Origin of the sequence: uncultured Luteimonas sp. (assembly GCF_947492465.1) — a bacterium.
Classification (GTDB): Bacteria; Pseudomonadota; Gammaproteobacteria; order Xanthomonadales; family Xanthomonadaceae; genus Luteimonas.
In genome coordinates this window covers 201,518-217,856 of the sequence record NZ_CANLNF010000001.1, presented here as the reverse complement: position 1 = coordinate 217,856, position 16,339 = coordinate 201,518, and the positions used below count along the sequence as shown (strand labels likewise).

13 protein-coding genes and 1 pseudogene are annotated in these 16,339 nt (G+C 69.6%); 4 read left to right on the top strand and 10 right to left on the bottom strand.

Annotation, left to right across the window (positions count from 1 at the left end; genetic code table 11):
• The first annotated feature begins 54 nt into the window (after window positions 1-54).
• Both Q0863_RS00940 and Q0863_RS00935 read left to right on the top strand, forming a co-directional pair.
• Window positions 55-1,455, top strand: a complete 1,401-nt coding sequence (locus Q0863_RS00940) for a M28 family peptidase (RefSeq protein WP_298573684.1) — start codon at window positions 55-57, stop codon at window positions 1,453-1,455.
• A gap of 93 nt (window positions 1,456-1,548) precedes the next feature.
• Window positions 1,549-1,854, top strand: a pseudogene (locus tag Q0863_RS00935) (glycoside hydrolase family 97 catalytic domain-containing protein); the annotation flags it as partial.
• Window positions 1,855-2,148: 294 nt separating this feature from the next.
• On the opposite strand, the gene Q0863_RS00930 reads toward Q0863_RS00935, so the two are convergent.
• Complete coding sequence (locus Q0863_RS00930) at window positions 2,149-2,472, bottom strand: hypothetical protein (RefSeq protein WP_298573683.1); 324 nt, start codon at window positions 2,470-2,472, stop codon at window positions 2,149-2,151.
• Between the two features lie 452 nt (window positions 2,473-2,924).
• Here Q0863_RS00930 and Q0863_RS00925 point away from each other — a divergent pair, with 452 nt between their 5' ends.
• Window positions 2,925-3,422 (top strand): glycoside hydrolase family 97 catalytic domain-containing protein, encoded by a 498-nt coding sequence (locus tag Q0863_RS00925; RefSeq protein WP_298573682.1) that lies wholly within the window; start codon window positions 2,925-2,927, stop codon window positions 3,420-3,422.
• A 17-nt stretch (window positions 3,423-3,439) separates the two neighbouring features.
• On the opposite strand, the gene Q0863_RS00920 is transcribed toward Q0863_RS00925, so the two are convergent.
• The 8 genes from Q0863_RS00920 to pyk form a co-directional block, all read right to left on the bottom strand.
• Entirely contained in the window at window positions 3,440-5,002 is a 1,563-nt protein-coding gene (locus Q0863_RS00920) for a hypothetical protein (protein ID WP_298573681.1), read from the bottom strand.
• Window positions 5,003-5,124: 122 nt separating this feature from the next.
• Window positions 5,125-6,009: a TrmH family RNA methyltransferase gene (locus Q0863_RS00915; protein ID WP_298573680.1), complete on the bottom strand. Its 885-nt coding sequence runs from the start codon at window positions 6,007-6,009 to the stop codon at window positions 5,125-5,127.
• A gap of 1 nt (window position 6,010) precedes the next feature.
• Window positions 6,011-7,444: an alanine/glycine:cation symporter family protein gene (locus Q0863_RS00910; protein WP_298573679.1), complete on the bottom strand. Its 1,434-nt coding sequence runs from the start codon at window positions 7,442-7,444 to the stop codon at window positions 6,011-6,013.
• A gap of 208 nt (window positions 7,445-7,652) precedes the next feature.
• Window positions 7,653-8,195 (bottom strand): GNAT family N-acetyltransferase, encoded by a 543-nt coding sequence (locus Q0863_RS00905; protein WP_298573678.1) that lies wholly within the window; start codon window positions 8,193-8,195, stop codon window positions 7,653-7,655.
• Between the two features lie 117 nt (window positions 8,196-8,312).
• Window positions 8,313-11,447: an efflux RND transporter permease subunit gene (locus tag Q0863_RS00900; protein WP_298573677.1), complete on the bottom strand. Its 3,135-nt coding sequence runs from the start codon at window positions 11,445-11,447 to the stop codon at window positions 8,313-8,315.
• A 6-nt stretch (window positions 11,448-11,453) separates the two neighbouring features.
• Window positions 11,454-12,557 carry an efflux RND transporter periplasmic adaptor subunit gene (locus Q0863_RS00895; RefSeq protein WP_298573676.1) on the bottom strand — a complete coding sequence of 368 codons (1,104 nt, stop codon included), beginning with the start codon at window positions 12,555-12,557 and terminating at the stop codon, window positions 11,454-11,456.
• 139 nt (window positions 12,558-12,696) lie between these two features.
• The gene (locus tag Q0863_RS00890) at window positions 12,697-13,707 is read right to left on the bottom strand and encodes a class I fructose-bisphosphate aldolase (RefSeq protein WP_298573675.1); all 1,011 of its coding nucleotides are present in this window, start codon (window positions 13,705-13,707) and stop codon (window positions 12,697-12,699) included.
• A gap of 113 nt (window positions 13,708-13,820) precedes the next feature.
• Window positions 13,821-15,287 carry a pyruvate kinase gene (pyk, locus tag Q0863_RS00885; protein ID WP_298573674.1) on the bottom strand — a complete coding sequence of 489 codons (1,467 nt, stop codon included), beginning with the start codon at window positions 15,285-15,287 and terminating at the stop codon, window positions 13,821-13,823.
• Between the two features lie 84 nt (window positions 15,288-15,371).
• On the opposite strand from pyk, the gene Q0863_RS00880 reads away from it, so the two are divergent.
• The gene (locus tag Q0863_RS00880) at window positions 15,372-15,965 is read left to right on the top strand and encodes a GNAT family N-acetyltransferase (RefSeq protein ID WP_298573673.1); all 594 of its coding nucleotides are present in this window, start codon (window positions 15,372-15,374) and stop codon (window positions 15,963-15,965) included.
• Between the two features lie 133 nt (window positions 15,966-16,098).
• Here Q0863_RS00880 and Q0863_RS00875 read toward each other — a convergent pair whose 3' ends face one another.
• Entirely contained in the window at window positions 16,099-16,335 is a 237-nt protein-coding gene (locus Q0863_RS00875; RefSeq protein WP_298573672.1) for a DUF6289 family protein, read from the bottom strand.
• Window positions 16,336-16,339: the final 4 nt, after the last annotated feature.

Here is a 16,339-nt window from a genome sequence, read left to right as displayed (position 1 = left end):
CGAAGCCGCGGGCCTGCTAGGCTCGCGGCTTCGTCGTTTTACGGAAGGCTATCGATGCGCCTGGCCATGCTGTTGTTGTCCGCCTGCCTGCTGTGCGCCTGCCCGCGGCCCGCGCTGTCGGGCAGCGGCGATGCGGCCGCCCTCGACACCGCGGCCTCACTGCGCGAACGGGCACTGGCCGACACCACCGCATGGCGCGTGGTCGAATCGCTGACCACCGAGATCGGTCCGCGCCTGGCCGGCAGCGAAGCCGACGCACGCGCGGTGGCCTGGGCACAGGCGAAGTTCCGCGAGCTGGGCTACGACCGCGTGTGGACCGAGCCGGTCACCTTCCCCAGGTGGGAGCGCCGCGGCGAATCGGCGCAGGTCCTGGGCGCGCATGCGCAGCCGCTGGTGGTGACCGCGCTGGGCGGCAGCCCGGGCGGCACGGTCGAGGCGGAGATCGTGCGCTTCGACAGCCTGGAAGCGCTGCAGGCAGCGCCGGCCGGCTCGCTGCAGGGGAGGATCGCCTTCGTCGATCACGCGATGCCGCGTGCCCGAGACGGCAGCGGCTACGGCAAGGGTGGCGCGATCCGCAGCCGCGGACCCTCCGAGGCGATCCGCAAGGGCGCGGTCGGCTTCCTCATGCGTTCGGCCAGCACCAGCCCGCAGCGCGTCGCCAATACCGGCATCACGCGCTTCGACGACGGCCTGGAGCCGGTGCCCGCGGCTGCACTGTCGCTGCCCGATGCCGACCAGCTCGCGCGCCTGCTGCAGCGCGGCCCGGTGCGCGTGCGCCTGGCCCTGGACTGCGGCTGGGATGGCGAATACACCTCGCACAACGTGATCGGCGAGATCACCGGGCGCGATGCGCCGCAGGAGGTGGTGCTGCTGGGCGCGCACCTCGATTCCTGGGACCTGGGCACCGGCGCGATCGACGATGCCTCGGGGATCGGCATCACCATGGCGGCCGGCCACCTGATCGGCCAGCTGCCGCAGCGCCCGCGGCGCACGATCCGCGTGGTCGCGTTCGCCAACGAGGAGCAGGGCCTGCTTGGCGGACGCGAATACGCGCGCCGCCATGCAGCCGACGTGGCCAACCACGTCATCGCGGTGGAGAGCGACTTCGGCGCCGGCCGCATCTACGGCTTCAACACCAGCGGCGGCGACGCGCCGGCTGTCGCACGGATTGCCGGAGCGCTGGCGCCGCTCGGCATCGCGCACCTGCCGGGCAAGGGCGGTCCCGGCCCCGACATCTCCCCGCTGGCCGCCGTCGGCGGCGCCTGGGCGTGGCTGGGGCAGGACGGGACGCGGTACTTCGACCTGCACCACAATGCCGACGACACGCTCGACAAGATCGACCCGGCCGACCTGGCGCAGAACCTCGCCGCGTACGCCGTGTTCGCATGGATGGCGGCGGAATCGGACGCCGGGTTCGGCAGCGCGCCAAAGCCGGCGAACGATGCGGACGAATAAGACGCGGGGCGGCGGCCGCGTCACGGACCGCAGATCGACGCGGACGGACACCCCACTCTGGCGGGTGCTGCTGCTCGGCGACTCGCCCGGCCGCTGATCGAATCGACCCTGGTCTCCAGACTCAACCCGACCACGCCGATCGGACACCTCCTGGATCCGCCCGGGGAAGTCGGCCAAGGACTGGTGGTCGGGCGGCGGGCGGCCGACGTGCCCGACCCCGGCATGAACACCGCAACGCTGCCCGTTATATCGAACATGCCGCGGACCTCGGCCTGGAATACATGCATCGACGATGGCTGGTACGAGGGCAGCTTCGGCGACGGGCAGTGGAATTCGGAGGCCGACGTCACCCGGCCGGCCGCAACCGTCGAGCTGCGCGCGCTGCTGGAGCATGCGCGCTAGCTGTGGAGCTTCGCCCGCACGGCAGCCGGCTGATGTGCGGTCGGCCGCCAAGGGCGCTGTGCGGCCTGTGGCAGTTGTAGTGGTGCAGCCAGTCGTGCAGAGCCTCCCGGCGCTGGACCGACGTGGCATACGTGGCTGCATAGGCCCACTCGCGCAGGCAGGTCTGGATGAAGGGCTCGGCCTTGCCGTTGGTCTGTGGGGTGTAGGGCCGGGTGCGCAGGTGGCGCACGCGCAGGCGTCCGCAGGCCTCGGCGAACGCGCGGGACTGGTAGGCGGAGCCGTTATCGGTCATCACCCGTTGCACGGTGACTCCGCATGCCCGGTAGTGCGCCACGACTTGCGCTCGTCCTCGGCCATGGCCACAAGGGACGTGCGCGAATGGCCGTCGACGGCGACATGGGCAAACTCCCAGCGGATGCCACGCACCCGGTCCCGGCGATCTTCGGTGACCCGGTGGCTCGGGCGTTCGATCCGCCCCAGTTTCTTGATGTCGATGTGGACCAGCTCGCCCGGCGTAGCCCGCTCGTAGCGCACGACCGGCGGCTGTGGCTCCAGTTCACGCCAGCGGCTCAGGCCCGCCCGGCGCAACACACGCGACACGGTCGCGGCCGACACGCCCAGCTCCTGGGCGGTCAGGCGGCCGGTCCGCCGCTACCGCCGGAGCGCCTCAATCTGTGCACGGCGCCCGGCCACGATCGCCAATGGGCTTGTGGTGAGGCCCGGCTGCTGCTACGGTCCTGCAGCCCTTCGCCCTGGCAGAACCGGCGCCACCATTTGCGCACCGTGGTTTCCTACAGACCCATCGCCTCGACCTTGGGGACAGACGCGAATTCTTGTGCATGGTCGTTCCCCTCGCAGATGGACGCTGGCGTTTGGCGCAATCAGCATCTCCCTCCGGTCAGAGGGGAACAACCTTTTGAAACATCACAGCTAGCGCGGCGTCTGCATCTGGCTGGGGGTGCACTGAAAGGGCTTGGAGCCGCGCATGGAAAAGGTGTTCACGCGCTCCGTGGGGATTGGAGGTCAAAGGCGCCAAGGTCAACTTCGTGGACTGCGACAATCACCAGATGATGGCATTCTCCCACCGCACGATGCGAAGCGCGGCCGAGTATCGGTTGATGCTCGACCTGCACGGCGCCTACTGGCCGACCGGGCTCAACCGCACCGGGCCGCACTTCATGACTCAGGAGCGCTTGCTCGGCGCCGAGTACAACGAGTGGGGCCGACGCATCACCCAGACCCACGACGTCATCCTGCCTTTCATCCGGATGCTGATCGGGCCTAGGGACTACACCCCGGGCGGCTTCCGCAACGCGACGGCACCACCGGCGTTCGCACCTTGTTTCACCGCGCCGTCGGTGATGGGCACGCGTGCGTACCAGCTAGCGATGTTCGTGGTCTACGAGAGTCCGGTCCAGATGTTGGCCGACAGCCCCGACGCCTACGACCGTGCGGCGGGCGCGGACTTCCAGTCGCTGGTGCCGGCGAGCTGGGACGAGACCCCGAGGCTGGCCGGCGCGATCGGCGAGTACATCGTCCTCGCGCGCTGCAGCGGCACGACGTAGTACGCTCGGCGCGAGCCTCAGCGTACGGACGGACGCAGGACGCTAACGCGCACCCGACTTGTGGCCGGTTGCCCCCGCATCCAGCCTATCCAAGCCCCAGCACCGCGCATGGCGTCCGGGGCGGCAAGCCCGCGAACGACACCGTCGTCATCGATGAGCAGGACGCGGTGCGCACCTGGATCGGACATGATGAACCTGACACGCCGCCCAGGCGGCCCCAGCAGGTTCGCAACCGGCTCGACGTTGATATCGGCCACAGCCAAGTCGTGCACCGACTGCGACGCCACCCGTGCAAGCATGCCTGTCTCAGGCCATGCGAACACGGCAACCCCCAGCCGCCGCAACGGCGGAAGAGCTCGGGCCAGTTCTCCGGCGACGGTCTCCCCTGTTAGCAGATCGGGCTCGATAACGCCAACCGCAGCCGCCGTCGCCGTCTGTCCTGCCACCACCCGAATGTCGCCTGCCAGTTGCGAGGTCCAGAACTGGCTTGGCAACAGTGTGACCGCCGCGACGATCGATGTGAGCAGGGCGCGACGTGGCCATTGCGTGCCTGCGACCAGGGTGATCGCGAGACCGCTCCAGAACAGACTCGACCACACCAAATAGCGCGGTGCCATCAACTGGTCGGGGTGAACGTCAAAATACGCAGTGCGTACCGTGGCCACCATCATGCCCACGGAGAGTGCGAACCATGACATGCCTAGACCCAACAAGCGAGCGGAGCCGTCTCCACCACGCCGGATACTTCGATATGTGACTGTTGCAAGTATTGAGATTCCGATGGCGCTGATCGCGACATAGGGCCATCTCGCAAGTGCAGCCGGACCCATCGCAGCCTCCCAGCGCTCGGCGACCGGGATCAAAGCACCACGGGCGATCGGGGAGGCTAAGCGATTGGAGATCGCAGGGTCCACGACGGGACCGGCGGCATGTAGCCAAGGGGCCGACAGCCAACGCAACGCAAGATCCAGTTGCCGGAGGGGATCCAGTTCGGGTGCTGCACCTGCGCCAGCGCTTCGAATCAGCAGGTAGCTCGCCGTCGCCGAAAAAAGCAAAACCGTGATGGAGCGGGCAGGCGCCTGTCTAGCAATGGCAATCACGAGGAAACCGGAGAATACAGCAATGCCACTTCCGAAAGATATGGCGGCGCAGAAGCCACAAACGGCAGCCATTGAGGCATTCCGCATGCCTACCGGACCTGATTGACGGGCGAGAAAGCCGATTCCGGAGCACAGGAAGAACAGGACAGCATAGGCATGCACACTTTCGTTAGCATGTGCCAACGTGCGCGCATTACCCAGCCAGCAGAACCCGAGCACCATGGCCAAGATCGCGGCCGCCCGTCGCTCCGGCGAAGCCGCCCCGCGGATGCAGCGCCAACCGATATACAAACTAGCCAGAAACAGGATTATCCCAATCCACACTTGCAACGACTGGTCGGCATCGAAAAGATGCAGTTCGATCACTCGTACGATGTTCGGTATGACTTCGAAATGGCCGTTGTCCGGCATGAAGATGTCGCGAGGGAAATCCGCGCTCGCGAAATGCCCAAGGAATCGCCAACCGTCGGCATACGGCACTCGGGGAGCATGCCACATCACTATCATCGCCCAGGCGAGATAAACCGCCCCGATCAGTCGGGCAGGCCACATGGAGCGGGGCGTGCCATCCCGTTCTGGCTCTAGCATACGCACCGGCTTCGTCACGACCGCCGGCAACGTGTCCACGAAGCGAGGAAGACCGCAGTCGCGCTTGCGACGTTGAGGCTCTCCACCGCACCGGTGCCGGGGATCGACAGGCGCAGGTCGCAGTCGCCGACCAGCGTTTCGCCCATGCCCTGGCCTTCGGCGCCGAGCACGTAGACCAAGCGCGCCGACAGCGCGCCGGCAAACAGATCATCGCCGCCGCGCACCACGGTCGCGGCCAGCGTGAAGCCGGCCGCGCGCAGTTGCGCCATCGCATCGGCCGGTGCAGCCAGGCGCACCAGCGGCACCGCTTCGGCGCCGCCCTCGGCCACGCGCGCCGCGGCGCCGGACAGGGCCAGCGTCGAATCGCCCGGTAGCAGCAGCCCGGCCACGCCGAAATGCGCGGACGAACGCAGGATCGCCCCGAGGTTGTGCGGGTTGCCCACGCCATCCAGCCACAGCGCGCAGCACGGCCCCTCCGGCAGCGACGCCAGCCAGTCGGCCAGCGACTGCGGCGCTTCGCGCAGCACGTCGGCCACGATGCCCTCGTGGTGCGTGCTGGCGGACAGGCGGCGCAGCTCCTCGACGTCCTCGACCACGCGGTAGCCGATCCGGTTGGCCACGCACCACTTCAGCATCGGCTGCAGCTGCGGGATGCGCTCGGGCGCGAGATAGAGCTTGCGGATCGCCTGTGGACGGCGGGCGAACACCGCCCGCACCGCGTTCATGCCGTGCAGCCGCAGTTCCGTGCCGCGCACGGATGCGGCCGCGGCGTCGCCGTCGGCGCGACCGGCGTCGCGGGGTGGGCGCGATTCGCGGGCGGGCCCGGCCGTGTCGCGGCCGCGCGCGCCCCAGGGCGTGTCCCTGCCGGGGCCGGGCGGCGGCGGTGGACGCCTGGCCATCTCAGTCGCGCCTGCGCCAGAAGTCGGCGTTGCGGATGCCGAGCGCGTCCGGGTCGAAGGTGGGGTCGAGCCCCTCCTTCTTCTGCCGCTCGTAGTCGCGCAGCGCCACCAGCGCCGGCCTCTGCAGGATCAGGATCGCCACGATGTTGAGCCACGCCATCATGCCCACGCCGATGTCGCCCAGGGTCCAGGCCATCTCCGCGCTGCGGACCGAACCGAAGGTCACCGCGGCCAGGATCGCCAGGCGCAGGACGAACGTGGTCCACGGCCGGTGCACCTTGCGGTTGATGTAGGCCACGTTGGTCTCGGCCATGTAGTAGTAGGCCAGGATCGTGGTGAAGGCGAAGAACAGCAGCGCCATCGCCACGAACGCGCCACCGTAGCCGGGCAGCACGCTTTCGATCGCATGCTGGGTATAGCCGGGGCCGACCTCGATCGCGGGCAACGCCTCGAACAGGCGCCCGCCCTTCGGATCGTTGACGTTGTACATGCCGGTGGAGAGGATCATGAATGCGGTCGCGCTGCACACCAGCAGCGTGTCCACGTAGACCGAGAAGGCCTGCACGTAGCCCTGCTTGGCCGGGTGCGAGACTTCCGCCGCCGCTGCCGCGTGCGGCCCGGTACCCTGCCCTGCCTCGTTGGAGTAGATGCCGCGCTTGACGCCCCATTCGATGGCCAGGCCCAGCACCGCGCCGAACGCCGCCTCCATCCCGAACGCGCTCCTGAACACCAGCGCGAACATCGCCGGGATCTGCGCGTAGTTGAGGAACATGATCACCAGCGCGACCAGGATGTAGGCCAGCGCCATGAACGGCACGACCACCTGCGCGAACGCGGCGATGCGCTTCACGCCGCCGAAGATGATGAAGCCCAGCGCCACCACCAGCAGGGTGGCGGTCACCGTGGGCGGGATGTTCCAGGCGTTGTACATGCTTGCCGCAATGCCGTTGGCCTGCACGCCGGGCAGCAGGAAGCCGGTCGCCACCACGGTCACCACGGCGAACAGCCAGGCATACCAGCGCTGGCCCATCGCCTTTTCGATGTAGTACGCGGGACCGCCGCGGTACTGTCCCTTGTCGTCGGCTTCCTTGTAGATCTGGCCGAGCGTCGACTCGACGTAGGCGGTCGAGGCGCCGAGGAAGGCCACCACCCACATCCAGAACACCGCGCCGGGACCACCGAAGTAGATCGCAGTCGCGACGCCGGCGATGTTGCCGATGCCCACGCGCCCGGACAGCGACAGCGCCAGCGCCTGGAACGGCGACACGCCGGCCGCCGACTTCTCGCCGGTGAGCATCAGCCGGACCATCTCGCGTACGCCGCGGACCTGCAGGAAACGCGTGCGGATCGAGAAGTACAGCCCCGCGCCCAGGCACAGCGCGATCAGCGCCTTGCTCCAGATGATGCCGTTCACCCAGCCGAGAAATGCTTCCACGGAATTCTGCCCTCCGGTCGGTTCGACGCTCCGGCCGGGACGGCGGGCGCACGGAAGGCCGCACGATAACTGATTTCCGCGCGGCCACGCCCCTGCCATGGGCAATGCGCCGGGCCAGCCCGGCGGTACGTGCGGCCATCCGGCGCACCGGAAGATGGCGGCCAGCGCCGCGAATGCGTGTGCCATTGTCGCCGCGCCGGCCGCACGATCAGCCGTCCCGGTCGCGGATCCTGGCGAACATCCGCAGGTCGTGGATGCGACCGTGCTTGCACACCGCGCGGCGCAGCACGCCTTCCTCGACGAAACCGTTCTTCGCCAGCACCCGCGCCGAGGCCCGGTTGAAATCGAGCACCGCGGCCTGCAGCCGCTGCAGCGACAGCGCCTCCATCAGCCACGGCGCGTAGGCCGCCACGACCTGGGTCATGATTCCCCTGCCCCAGTGTGCGTGCCCGAGCCAGTAACCGAATTCGGCGCCCACGCTGCGCTCGCCGGCGAAGGGACGCGCGCCGATGCCGCCGCAGGCTTCGCCGTCGACCTCGATTGCGAACACCGGGTCCGACAGGTCGATCACCGCGCCGGAGAGGAAGGCCACGCCATCGTCGTGCGTATACGGATACGGAAAACGGTCGCTGAGGCCGGGCGCGATGCGCGCGTCACCGGCATGGCGGACCAGTGCGTCCAGATCGTCGCTGCGCCACGGCCGCAGGCGGACGCCTGGGCCCACGGGCAGGATCAGCGCGTGCCACGACATGGGTCGCCCGTTCCTCCGCGAAAATGGCGCGGTGCGCCGTGCCCCGGATCCTCGCACAGCCCCACCGACGCGGGAACCGGACCGATGCTGCGTCCGGTTCCGCGCGGCGACCAGGCTTCAGGCGTGCCCGCTCACGGGCGCCGTCTCGGCCTCGAGCTGTTCGAGCTGGCGGGCCAGCGCGTCGGGCGAACGCGTGAACGGCGCGAGCAGCGCGTAGAACGCGGGCACCACGAACAGCGACAGCAGGGTCGCGAACGACACGCCGAAGATGATGACCACGCCGATCGTGGCGCGGCTGGCGGAACCCGGTCCGCCGGCGACCACCAGCGGCACCGCTCCCATCACCGTCGCGGCCGAGGTCATCAGGATCGGGCGCAGGCGCACCGCCGACGATTCTGCGATGGCTTCGCGCACGCTCATGCCTTCGTCGCGCAGCTGGTTGGCGAACTCCACGATCAGGATGCCGTTCTTCGCCGCCAGGCCGACCAGCATCACGATGCCGATCTGGCTGAACAGGTTGAGCGTGCCGCCGGTCGCCCACAGTCCGATCAGTGCGCCCAGCACCGCCAGCGGCACGGTGAGCATGATCACCAGCGGGTGGATGAAGCTCTCGAACTGCGCGGCCAGCACCAGGTACACGATCAGCAGCGCCATGGCGAAGGTCACCAGCACCGCGCCGCCGGCGCGCTGGTACTCGCGGGTCTCGCCCTTCCAGTCGATCTGCGCGTAATCGGGGAGCTCCTCGTCGACGACCTGGCGCGTCCACTCGATCGCCTCGCCCATGCTGTAGCCGGGCGCCAGGCCCGCGCTGATGGTGATGGCGCGCAGGCGGTTGAAGCGGTTGAAACTGCCGGGCTCGGCGATCTCCTCGAGCGTGACCAGGCTGGACATCGGCACCAGCCCACCGTCGCCGCCGCGCACGTAGGTGTTTGCGAGGTCCGCCGGCGTCATCCGCGACTCGCGCCCCGCCTGCACCACCACCTCGTACTCCTCGCCGTTGTCGACGTAGGTGGTCACGCGGCGCGACCCCATCATCGTCTCCAGGGTGCGGCCGATCGCGGTCACCGACACGCCCAGGTCGGCGGCGCGCGCGCGGTCGATCTGCACGCGCATTTGCGGGCGCGTTTCCTTGTAGTCCGAATCCGGATCCTGGATGCCGGGATTGGACTCCATGCGCTCGAGCACGCGGTCGCGCCACTGCGCCAGTTCCGCATAGTCGGGTCCGCCCAGCACCAGCTGGTAGCGCTGGCCGCGGCTGCCGACCAGGCCGCCGGGCACGCTGGCGCGGACCTGCACGCCCGGCAGCTCGGCGAACTGGCGCCGCAGCCCGGAGACCACCTCGTCGGTGCTCTGCTGGCGCACGCCCCAGTCCTCCAGGAAGATGATCACCTGGCCGGTGTGCATCTCCTCGCTGCCGCCCCAGCCGCGCGGCACGCGCGAGTTGGCGCGCTGGATCGGCTTGCCCTCGCCGACCTGGTCGAGGACGATCTTCTCGACCTGCTGCACCTGCTCGACGGTGTAGTCGAAGCCCGCGCCCTCGGGCCCGTCGACCATCACGAAGAAGCGGCCGCGATCCTCCGCGGGCGCCAGCTCGCTGGGCACGCGCAGGAACAGCAGCGCCGCGACGACGCCGAACATCGCCATCGCCGCCAGCACCAGCGCCAGCAGGCGCCGGCCCGGCAGCGCCACCAGCCGCGACACGCGGCGCCCGTAGCCCGCGCTCACTCGCGCCAGCTGCCGGTTCATCCAGGCGTTGAAACCGGTGACCTTGCCGTGCGGGCGCAGCAGCTTGGAACACATCATCGGCGTGAGCGTGAGCGCGACGAACGCCGACAGCGCCACCGCGCCGGCCAGCGCCACCGACAGCTCGCGGAACAGCCGCCCGGTGTTGCCGTCCATGAAGCCCACCGGCAGGAACACCGCCACCAGCACCGCGGTGGTCGCGATCACCGCGAACGCGACCTGCGCGGTGCCGCGCCGCGCCGCCACCAGCGGCGGTTCGCCCAGGTCGACGCGGCGCTGCGCGTTCTCCAGCACGATGATCGCGTCGTCCACCACCAGGCCGATGCACAGCACCAGCGCCAGCAGGGTGAGCAGGTTGATCGAGAACCCGAACGCGTACAGCGCGATGAAGGCCGCGATCAGGCACACCGGCACCGTCACCGCCGGGATCAGCGCCGCGCGCAGGCTGCCCAGGAACAGCCAGATCACCAGGAACACCAGCGCCATCGCCTCGCCCAGCGTCCAGTACACGCGCTTGATCGAGGCGTCGATGAAGGTGGTGCCGTCGTAGGCGACGAAGATGTCGGTGCCTTCGGGCAGCGTCTGCTGGATGAGCTCGGCCTCGGCGCGCGCCGCGCGGGCCACGTCCAGCGCGTTGGCCGTGGAGGTGCGCACGATGCCCAAGCCGACGTTCGGCACGCCGTTGCTGCGCAGGTAGGCGCGGCGCTCCTCCGGCCCCAGCTCCACCTGGGCCACGTCGCCCAGCCGCACCACGTAGCCGTCGTCGCCCTTGCGCAGCGGAATCTGCGCGAACTGTTCCGGCTGGCGGTAGCCGCGTTCGACGCGCAGGGTGAAATCGCGCGATTCTGACTCGATCCGCCCGGCCGGCAGCTCGACATTCTCGCTGCGCAGCGCGTTCTCGACGTCGGTGGCGGTGATCCCGCGCGCGGCCATGGCGTCGCGGTCGAGCCAGATGCGCATCGCATAGCGCTGCGAGCCGCCCAGCTGCACCCGCGCCACGCCGTCGAGCGCCGACAGCCGGTCGACCACGTAGCGGTCGGCGTAGTCGGTCAGCTCCATGGTGTCCATCGCCGTGGAGCGCATGTTGAGCCAGATGATGACCTCGGCATCGGCCTCGACCTTGGAGACTTCCGGCGGGTCCGCCTCGTCGGGCATGCGGTCCATCACCCGGCTGATGCGGTCGCGCACGTCGTTGGCGGCGGCCTCGATGTCGCGGGTGAGGTTGAACTCGATGGTCACGTCGGCGCGGCCGTTGCGGCTGGTCGACTGGATGGTGTTGATGCCCTCGATGCCCGACAGGGTGTCCTCGAGGATCTGGGTGACGCGGGTCTCGACCACCGCCGCGGACGCGCCCGGATAGGTGACGTCGACCGACACGATCGGCGGGTCGATGTTGGGCAGTTCGCGCAGGGTCAGGCGCATGAACGACATCAGGCCCAGCACCACCAGCAGCAGGCTGACGACGACCGCGAAGACCGGCCGCTTGATCGAAATATCGGAAAGCTTCATCGCCGGTCAGCCGTCCTGCGCGGCCGCCGCTGCGGGCGCCTGCACCGGTCCGTCTTCTTCCGCCGCATCGGTGATCGCCATGCCCGGGCGCAGCTTGCCGGTGCCGTCGACGACGATGCGGTCGCCCGCCTCGATCCCGCGCACGATCTCGACCTGCCCGGCGCGGCGCTCGCCGACCTGCACGGTGGCGCGTTCGACGGTGCCGTCCTGCTTCACCCGCCAGACGAAGGTGTCGCGCCCCACCTGCACCACCGCGATCTCCGGCAGCACCAGCGCCTGCCGCTGCGGACGCGACAGCTCCACCTGCATCAGCATGCCCGGCCGCAGGCGACGCTCGAGGTTGGGGAAGTCGCCGCGCACGAGCACTGCGCGCGTGGCCGCGTCGACGCGGGCATCCACGCTGGACACCTGGCCCTGGAACGTCACGCCCGGCCAGGCGACGCTGGTGCCGGCGAGCGCCTGGCCCACCGCCAGGCGCGCCAGGTGGATTTCCGGCACCGGGAAGTCGACGTATACGCGCGAGATGTCGTCCAGCGTGGCGACCACCGTGCCCGGCGTCACCAGCGCGCCCGGGCTGACCTGGCGGATCCCGAGCCGGCCGGCGAACGGCGCGCGGATGCTGCGGTCGCCGATGTCGGCGCGCATCTGCGCCACCCGCGCCACCGCGGCATCGCGGGTGGCGCGCTGGGTGTCGAGCAGCGAGCGCGCGATCAGCTGCTGCCCGACCAGCTCACTGCCGCGACGGTACTGCTGTTCGGCTTCCCTGGCGGACGCCTCGGCCGCCTGCAGCGCGGCCTGCTGCTGCTTGCCGGACAGCGTGACCAGCGGCGCTCCCGCAGCCACCTCGTCGCCGCTGTCGAAATGCACGCGATCCACGGTCTCGCTGACCTTGGCGGTGATCGTGACCGACTCGCGCGCCTGCACGGTGCCCAGTGCCGAGATCGTGTCGTTCCAGGGCAGCATCGCGGCCACCTGCGTGGTCACCACCGCAGCGGGCGCGCCCTGGCCGGGTCCGGCCGGCGCGGCATCGCGGCTACAGGCGGACAGCAGCAGGCCCAGGCCCGCGAGCAGCAGGATCGGGAACGACGGAAAGCGGGAATCGGCAGGCATGTCGACAACGTGGGGAGAAACCGCCCGATTCTATCGGGGGGCGGTGAAGGACGCCCATGCCAAAGGAGGGGGCGATTTCCCCTGTATCGCTGTCAACGCGAACGACGCTCGCGCGTTACCGCCGCTCGATCCCCAGCCGTCAGGCGGTTCCGGCCCAGCGGCCCAGCGCGGCCTGGCCGTTGTCGCGGGCGCGTGCGTACACCGCGTCCTGCGCCTTGGCCAGGTTGCCGAGCAGGTCCTGCGACCAGATCTTCAGCGCCGCCGACTGCATCGCCCGGCCGTAGGAGAACGACAGCGTCCAGGGATGCGGGCCCATGCGGTTCATCGCGTCCAGGTGCGCGGTCGCGGCGCGGTCGCTCTGCCCGCCCGACAAAAACACGATGCCGGGCAGGATCGCCGGCACGGTCGACTTCAGGCACAGCAGGGTCGCCTCGGCGACCTCCTCCACCGACGCCGTCTCGCCGCTGTCCTTGCCGGGGACGACCATCGACGGCTTGAGGATCGTGCCCTCCAGCGCCACGTTGTGCGTGTACAGCGCGTCGAACAGCGAGCGCAGCACCACCTCGTGCACCTCGTAGCTGGCCTCGATGTCGTGCGTGCCGTCCATCAGCACCTCCGGCTCGACCATCGGCACCAGCCCCTGCTCCTGGCACAGCGCGGCGAAGCGCGCCAGCGCGTGGCTGTTGGATTCGATGCAGGTGCCGGAGGGGATGTCGTCGCCGATGTTGATCACCGCCCGCCACTTGGCGAAGCGCGCGCCGAGCTTGTAGTACTCCTCCAGGCGCGGGCGCAGCCCGTCCAGGCCCTCGGTGACCAGCTCGCCCGGACAGCCGGCCAGCGGCTGGGTGCCCTTGTCGACCTTGATGCCGGGCAGGATGCCGGCCTGCGCCATCAGCCGCGCGAACGGCACGCCCTCGCGATTGGCCTGGCGGATCGTCTCGTCGTATAGGATCGCGCCGCTGATGTGCTCGCCCAGCCGCGGCGTGGTCAGCAGCAGTTCGCGGTAGGCGCGGCGGTTGCCTTCGTTGCTGGCGATGCCGACGGCTTCGAAACGCCTGGAGATGGTGCTGGTCGATTCGTCGATCGCCAGGATGCCCTTGCCCGGGGCCACCATCGCCTGGGCGGTTTCGGCGAGCGTTTCGATGCTCATGCGGGGGTTCGGCCGTCTGCGGGAAGACCGCGATTATATCTCCCGTCCCCTGCCTTCCCGGCCAAGCGGCCGTGCCGCGCCGGCGCATGGCACGGCGCGGCGGAAGCCCACCGCTAGAGTTCGCCCAGCCCTTCGGCGCGACCGTCCTCGCCCACCTGCAGCAGCCGCAGGGTGTTGGTGGCGCCATGCGTTTCCATGTGCTCGCCGCTGGTGAACACCACGCGGTTGCCCGGATCGAGCACGCCCGCTTCCACCAGCAGGCGGATGCTGCCGCGCGCGGCCTCGCGCGGCGTCTGGCCGCGACTGTCGTAGTCGGTGGGGTACACGTCGCGCATCAGCGCCATGCGCCTCCGCGCACCGGCGTGCCTCGAGAAGGCGTAGATCGGCGGGCCGGCGCGGAAGCGCGAGAGGTGGCGCGCGGTACCGCCCGACTCGGTCATGGCCACGATCGCGGCCACGCCGATGTGCTCGCTGATGAACATTGTCGCCATCGCGATCGCCTGATCGGCGTGCTCGAGCCCACGCTGCGCCTTCTCGAAATCGGTATCGTGCGCGAACTGGCGCTCGGCACCCATGCAGATGCGCGCCATCGCCTCGACCGCGCGTACCGGGAAGTTGCCCGCGGCGGTCTCGGCCGACAGCATCACCGCGTCGGTGCCGTCGATGACCGCGTTGGCCACGTCCAGCACCTCGGCGCGGGTGGGAATCGGCGAGTCGACCATCGACTGCAGCATCTGCGTCGCGGTGATCACCACCTTGTTGCGCGCCAGCGACTCGCGGATGATCTTCTTCTGCAGGCCCGGCAGCTCGGCATCGCCGATCTCCACGCCCAGGTCGCCGCGCGCGACCATCACCACGTCGCTGGCGTCGATCACCTCGGCCAGGTTCTCGATCGCCTCGGCGCGCTCGACCTTCGACACCAGGGCGGCATCACAGCCATGCGACCGCGCGATCGAACGCGCCTCCTCCATGTCGGCGGCATTGCGGCAGAACGAGACCGCGATGAAATCCACGCCGATCTGCGCGGCGACGCCGATCAATTCCTTGTCGCGCTCGGTCAGCGCGCCCAGCGACAGCCCGCCGCCGAGCTTGTTGAGCCCCTTGCGGTCGGACAGCACGCTGTCGTTGAGTACGGTGTTGACGATGCGCTGGCCTTCGATGCGCTCGACCTTGAGCTGCACCATGCCGTCGTCGAGCATCAGCACGTCGCCGGGCGACAGGTCGCCCGGCAGGCCGAGGTAGCTCACGCCCACCTCGTGCCTGGTTCCCGGCGGCGCATCCTCGCTCGCCACCAGGTCGAAGCGGTCGCCCGCCTTGAGCACCACCTTGCCTTCGGCGAAACGCTCGACGCGGATCTTCGGACCCGGCAGGTCGGCCAGGATGCCGACCTCGACGCCGACGCGCGCCGCAGCTTCGCGCACCGCTTCGGCACGCGCCACTTGTCCGGCCGGATCGCCGTGCGAGAAGTTAAGCCGGACCACGTCCACGCCAGCGCGGAAGATCGCGTCGAGCACGCCGGGCGGATCGGTCGCGGGGCCAAGCGTGGCGAGGATGCGGGTACGACGACGGTGTTCGGACATGGACAGGATCCGTTGCAGGAGTAAGGATCGCGACGGTGTCGCGCGAGCCCCGTATCCTAGCCGAGCCTGATGGCGATATCGCACATGTCCGCCGACATCAACACGCGCCTCGCGGCGCTTCCGGGCTTTCCTGTCCTGACCGGACAACGCGTGCGCCTGCGTGGCCCGCGCGCGCAGGACATCGACGCGCTGTTCGCGCTGTTTTCGCATCCGGACGTGATGCGCTACTGGAGCAGCGCACCCATGCGCGTGCGTATGCAGGCCGAGGGCAAGCTCGGCGAGATGCTCGACGGCTTCGAGCGGCGCGATGCGCTCAACTGGCTCGTCAGCGCACGCCGTGGCGACGCGGCGATCGGCAGCTGCACGCTGTACCGCTTCGACGCGAGGCACCGTCGCGCGGAGATCGGTTACGCCCTGCATCCCGACCAGTGGGGCCGGGGACTGGCGGGAGAGGCGGTCGCCCTGGCGCTGGACTGGGGGTTCCGCAGCCTCGGCTTGCACCGCATCGAAGCGGACATCGATCCGCGCAACGAGGCCTCGCGGCGACTGCTGCAGTCGCTCGGCTTCCGCAGCGAAGGCCTGCTGCGCCAGCGCTTCCTCGTCGACGGCGAGGCGACCGACTCGGAGATCTTCGGCCTGCTGCACGACGAGTGGGCCGCGCGCGCGCGGCGCGGCTGAGCATCCTCACAAGGATCCGCATCGCCGGCGACGGACGGCCATCGCGATGTGCGCGCAGGCAGCCAACTCGCGAAGCTCGCATTCTCGCGGCGGGAGCAGCGGTCCGGACGATCCGGACCGCTACAACCCCCGGCTACATGATGCAGCCGTTGACCGCCCGCGAGCGCGGGGTGACCACGCCCCAGCCCGGGTCTCCGCAGCCGTACATGCGCACGCCGACCACGGCGCCGGCCTCGTCGTAATAGATCACCGAACCCGGGTAACAGCAGTTGGCCTCGTCCTCGGCACCGGCCGCGGCCGCTACGCCCAGCCCCGCCACCAGGCACGCACCCAGCATCGCGTACTTCAGGCTCCGCATCGAAACAACCATCGCG